The organism is Prevotella sp. P3-122, from assembly GCF_002251365.1.
Classification (GTDB): domain Bacteria; phylum Bacteroidota; class Bacteroidia; order Bacteroidales; family Bacteroidaceae; genus Prevotella.
Genome location: NZ_NPJH01000047.1, coordinates 1 through 2,047 on the forward strand (window position 1 = coordinate 1; position 2,047 = coordinate 2,047).

At 46.5% G+C, this 2,047-nt stretch carries 1 protein-coding gene; it reads right to left on the reverse strand.

Translation table 11 applies throughout. The features are described from left to right. Positions 1–209: 209 nt before the first annotated feature. The gene (locus tag CIL02_RS08875; protein ID WP_094401023.1) at positions 210–1,898 is read right to left on the reverse strand and encodes a transposase; all 1,689 of its coding nucleotides are present in this window, start codon (positions 1,896–1,898) and stop codon (positions 210–212) included. Between the last annotated feature and the right edge of the window lie 149 nt (positions 1,899–2,047).

Below are 2,047 nucleotides of genomic sequence, written 5' to 3' on the forward strand. Positions count from 1 at the left end.
CCCCCCAGGCCGTCCGAAAACGGCACTTTGAGGCATATCACAGTTGGCAGAGCCGCTATTGCGACTCCACCTGAGCCCATTTAAGGGCATATAAGTTTTCATCTTAAAAAATCAGTTTATGTTAAACAATTCGTCATAAGGGCTAAAAATTGCCGCTACGAGCATACTTAGAGCGTGTTTTTGATGGTATATGATTCCCCTAAATAAATTTATCGGAGTGCAGCAACAAGGGCTAGCACACCTCTGAGACTTATGGCACGACGAAGGTTGTAAGATAGGCAGAAGAGGCCCATCTCAGTACTGACTTTGGCAAAGCCTTTGAGTAAGAAATAGTATTGTCCAAGAGTTCGCTTCATGGTTCCGAAAGGATGCTCGGAGAGACATTTGCGATTGTCCATTTTATTCTGGTCAAGGTGAAGGACATAGCGTACGACTTTCTTCACTACCTTCGTTCTGGGAGGTTTCGGTTTGTCCTTGTTCTCTTCCTTGAGTTGCTTGCGCTTGGCTTCGGTAGCCTTTATCAATGTATCCTTATTAAAGTCAACCTCCTTGAACCTCTGGGCAGTACACTTGCATTTGCATTTCTTGCATGCCAGTTTGTTGCAGTAGCGTATCATGCCGTTTCGTTTGATTGACTTCTGTCTGAGGATTTCACCCTGCGGGCAATAGATAAGATTACGTTCGGCATCCCTTACAAAGTATCCTTCAAGAGCCTTGGCACGCATCTGCTCGGGAGTCATCTTCAGTACTGCGGAGTCAACAACATCGGTAGCGAATTCCTTGACCTCAGCAGTCTGTGCATCGGTCAGGATTCCTTCGTAAACATCAGGTATTACGCCTGCCTCCAAGCATGCTTTCAGGTCTTCCGGCTTTGTGCTTGCCTTCTGTTCATCGGTTATGGTTGCTTCGTTGTAGTCAAATTGGACTTGCTCCGTACATCCACCATCACGCTGGATGACGTTAGGTATGATACCATTTGCCAGTGCGTCAGCATGATCCTCAGGACACTCGTAGCCTTTGTCTGCAGTGGTTTCAAGAACTGGCACATCGTAATCAGCCTTTATCTCAGAAGCAACGTTGGTTATCTGACCGTGGTCAGTAGGATTGTTGGTTACCTGAAAACCAGCTATCATGTGGCTCTCGGCATCAACAGCAGTCTGCACGTTGTAGCCTACACAGAAACCCTCGTTGGCTTTCATCAGTCGGGAATCGGTATCGGTAAGAGAAATCTGGCTTTCGCCACTCTCCTCAAGCTGATTTCGGTAGCCCTCGTAGCGTTCCTTGCGCTCCTTGCATACATCAAGTTTGCGCTGAATCTCATCCTTTGAGAGTTTGCGTCCTTCTTCATGGTCGTAAGCGTCAAGCTCCTCCATGTAGATGGAGATGTGTTCGTCAAGACGCTTGATTCGGTCATCGAGCTTGCTCAACGTAAGATTATTGTCCTTGGCATTTACAGCCTTGAACTTACTGCCGTCAATGGAGATGTACGACTTGGAAAAGAGCTTCAGTCCCATGCAAAACTTATTGAACTCCTTATATACTTTGGTGATAGCCTCCTTGTTATCCTTGCGGAAATCAGAGATGGTGCGGAAGTCTGGAGACAGTTTGCCGAGCAGCCACATAACCTCAACGTTACACTTGCACTCACGGGCAAGCTTGCGTGAGGAGCGAACCTGATAGAAGTAACCGTAGATGTATAGCTTGAGCAGATCGCGAGGATTGTAACCAGGAGTGCCGGTCTCAGCGGGTGTACTGCGGATAAATCCCAGTTCATCCATCTTGAGACGGTCAACGAATGCATCAAAGAGTCTTACGGGAGCGTCAGCCTCCACATACTCGTCAATGCAGTCTGGGAAAAGAACCCTCTGTCGCCTGTCAGAACCTTTCTTGTATGCCATATCTTATCGTCTTAATTTACTATAAAGGTACGAAAAATACTTGAGAATAAAGACGATTCTGAGTTAAACAACTATAACAAAACAAACAAAATCACACGACTGGTAACGAATCTAACCTACGTGGCTATAGTTTTCGGACAGTCTCCCCC